4 protein-coding genes are annotated in these 3,382 nt (G+C 57.3%); all 4 read left to right on the top strand.

The window, feature by feature from the left end; all coding sequences use genetic code 11:
• The first annotated feature begins 90 nt into the window (after positions 1 to 90).
• Positions 91 to 252 (top strand): alpha/beta hydrolase, encoded by a 162-nt coding sequence (locus tag QZY01_RS11945; RefSeq protein ID WP_294537450.1) that lies wholly within the window; start codon positions 91 to 93, stop codon positions 250 to 252.
• A gap of 54 nt (positions 253 to 306) precedes the next feature.
• On the top strand, positions 307 to 1,626 hold the full coding sequence (locus QZY01_RS11950; protein ID WP_294537451.1) for an alpha/beta fold hydrolase: 1,320 nt from the start codon (positions 307 to 309) through the stop codon (positions 1,624 to 1,626).
• A 647-nt stretch (positions 1,627 to 2,273) separates the two neighbouring features.
• Positions 2,274 to 2,633: a hypothetical protein gene (locus tag QZY01_RS11955; protein WP_294537453.1), complete on the top strand. Its 360-nt coding sequence runs from the start codon at positions 2,274 to 2,276 to the stop codon at positions 2,631 to 2,633.
• Between the two features lie 488 nt (positions 2,634 to 3,121).
• On the top strand, positions 3,122 to 3,382 hold a 261-nt coding region (locus QZY01_RS11960; protein ID WP_294537455.1), incomplete at its 3' end, for a transposase.

Consider the following 3,382-nt stretch of genomic DNA (forward strand, 5'->3'; position numbering starts at 1 on the left):
AAATTGCTTCCCGCCCTTTCGCCGGAGGAGTTGGAAAGATTCTATCAAGTTCAGACGCCTAAAGCCGCCCCGTGAAGGCCAGGAGGCGCCATGGCGCCGGCGCTGTTCACCTGGCCGTCGAAGGGCAAGATCTATCACCGCGACAGCAGCATCTATTCCCGCGACGCGCTCGAAAAGGTTCTGCACACTTTGGCCGACGATCCGCGGATCGAAACGGTTCTCGCCCATTTGATGGGCAATTCTCGATGCTGAGCCTCGATCGGGCGGCGCTCGATTGAGTTTTCGCCAACCTCAGGGAACTGGATCATGACCGCTACAGATAATGCCCTTGGATGTCTTGCACTCACGCTCGCGTTGCACATCGCATCATTGGCAAACGCAGACCCTTCTCTTCCGCCTTTTTATGAAGCCGTCACCAAGATGAAGGCCGAAGGGAAGCTAGGCGAAGTCATCAAAAAGGAAAGAGTAACGACGCCCATTCCGAATGCTGAGGCTTGGCGCATCGCCTATATCTCCTCAGATATGGCCAACAAGAAAACGATCTCGACGGGAATGGTGATTGCCCCAACGGGGAATGCTCCAACCGACGGACGTCCCATCATCTCGTGGGCGCACGGAACAACTGGGACGGCACAGAATTGCGGACCGTCCCAAGTCGAAAACCCTGCGGTCCCCTTGAATGAATATTTCCTGGTCAGCGGCAATTCCTGGACGGATTATGGCGTTCCGGCTCTCGCGGAGTTCATCAAGGCGGGCTACGTCGTCGTTGCGAGCGATTATCAAGGCCTCGGCGGGGGCGGAAAGCACCAATATCAATTGTCAGCCACGCAAGCGCGCGATTCGATTGACGCCATCCGCGCCGCCGGTTCTTTGAAAGAAGCGGGCGCCGCCCGAAAGTCGATCATTTATGGGTGGTCGCAAGGGGCGGGCGCCGCCATCGCCGCCGCAAGCTCTCCTGAATATATCGCCCGCGAGGGAACAGCTTTTGACGGCATCAAGGTCGAAGGCTTTGTCGCAATGGCGCCGCCTTTTTTCAGGGCCATTGCCCCTCAAGGAGCGCTCACAGACGCCAGCGCGCACGCGATGATTTCCGGAACGCTCAAGTCTTTCTCCAATAGTGTAAATAATTTCAATCATTTTGCCATGACGATATGGGCTTCGCAGGCGGCCTATCCCGGCAAATTGAAATTGACCGACGTTTTCACGGATGATGGAGCCCAGTTTATCGACACAATCATGTCCAACAAATGCGTTCATTCCGCATCCGATACCTTGAATTACACCTATGGTGATGGGTTCGCCGAACTCGTGAGGCCAGACATCGGCAATGCAAAGGCGTTCGCGGAGACCTTGATCGCCAGTGCGGGTCCTGACGAAAAGCCAGTGGCGCCGGTGATCATCTTTTGGGGCACGAAAGACATCGTGGTGCCGCCGGTCATGCACAAAATCTACCGTGAGCATATGTGCAGATTGGGCGGCAATGTCACGCGCATCCAGTTGGCTGGCGACAAGACTCACTTCGCAACGCCTGCTGCGTCGCAACCCCTGTATCTGCCCTGGATTGCCGATCGTCTGGCCGAAAGACCCGCCCCTGACGGCTGTGCAGCCGAACTGGTGCAAGACTAACTTGTGAAACTTGGCAATGTGAGTGTCGTCTGCTCCTCTTTTCAATGCGGACCTTCTGCTTTTCGGCCGCTTTCCGCCCGTTGGCGCCGATGACGATTCCTGGCGTGAATTTCCGGTTCGGGTCAAAACTCCCCGGTCGGGCTGGTCTTTCGACAACCGTTGTCCGTGAGAAGCAGCCGGGATGATCGTTGCAATCGATTTGCGGCGTCGGTCCTCGCGGCGCTGAAGCTTCAACCTTAGATAGCGGCCACTCAAATCGACGTCTGGCCGCCGGCTCCGCGTCAATTGCTGTCGTCCATCGTCGATCAATGGATTGGCGAAAAGCTGTCATTCCGGCGTGACCGGAGATGCAGCCAACGTGCACTATCTGCGCGCTTTGCAAAATATTGCTTGATCCGATCGTCTCGATAATTCGCAGCGACGTCCCGAATCGATCGTCGTTTCCCACTGCGTGACAACGAGGGCATTCGCGATGCAGCGGTTTGTCGAAAGCGTGAATAGTTCGCGCCGGCGCAACGCTATTCTTCGCTGGTGGGCGATGCCGAGGTCGGATATACTCTTGCTGACTTCAATCAGGCGTCGCGGCAGGCAGTCAGCCGCGTGAGGAGAGGGCAGTGAAGCCATAAACGAGTGGGGCGGCAGGATTAATGTTTCGAACCCGTTTGATCGCCCCGATGTTGATCGTCAGCTTTTGTTTCCAGGCCATGGCGCAGCCGCTCAAAGCGCCGGAGCCCGATGGCGAGGAGCAACGCACGATGGAAGCGAATTCCTGGTTGATCGACCGAATTTCGTTCGAGCAAGCGGAGGCCGAAAACACGATTGACAGCGTTCCGTTTGGCGCGCAGGCAAGTAAATGGAAGGCGTTCAAACTGAGGGCGCAACCGGGTGACGAAGTCTGGAGATTTTCGAGCCCGCCGGAAAGTTGGCGCGCCCTTGCGGGACGCGCCGGCATTGCGCTGGTGCGCAACGGCGCGATCATGGAAAAATTCGTGACTTTGATGAATTGACGCGCGAAGAGGTTTACGTCGGCCTCAACGCCTTGGCCAACTCGTCCTCGGACCAAAGGCCCGAAGCGTTTCTGCGAAGCTTGAAAACCTGGCTGGCCAAAATTTTTTTTCAATCACAGGTTCGTCGTCGAAATTGGCGCCAGCGTCGTCCTTGACGATTTCAAAAGCGCCGTGATCGAAAGGGTTCCCGGGATCACTCTGAACCGGCTTCAGCTTTTCAATCTGTCCAGCGCCGCTCGGCGCCAGGGCGCGAAAATGACGGTAAGGATTGTTTCCGGTTCGGCCAAAAAGGACATGTGAGGTTTAGGCGCAGCCGCCGCCACAGCGTTGCGCACGAGGGCACGTCTTGCAAAATCCCCAGAGTTTGTTCGATCGCGCGCGCTTCTCCGCAACGAGATCCGACCAGATTCGTTTGTGCGCGTGCTTTCGAATGTTGCCTCTGACATAAGCGGCGCTCGGAAGGGAAGGACACCCTTTCACATTGCCATTTGCCTCGATACCCAGCGTCGAAACACCGGCGCGGCAACCAGCAAGCCAAAATCGTCCGCGCGAGAGACCAGCTTCTGACCTTCTGCGACGATCCCGGCGAGGTCGAGGCCACCAACAACGGTTCAGAGCGAGCGCTGCGGCCCTGTTTGATCCAGCGCAAAGTCACGAATGGCTATCGCGCCATGTGGGCCGCACAGGCCGAGGCGGACGTGCGCACGGCCGTCGACACCGCAAGGCTCAAGGGCGCAAACCCATTCCAG

The sequence above is a fragment of the uncultured Rhodoblastus sp. genome (genome assembly GCF_903903185.1).
Lineage (GTDB): Bacteria > Pseudomonadota > Alphaproteobacteria > Rhizobiales > Beijerinckiaceae > Rhodoblastus.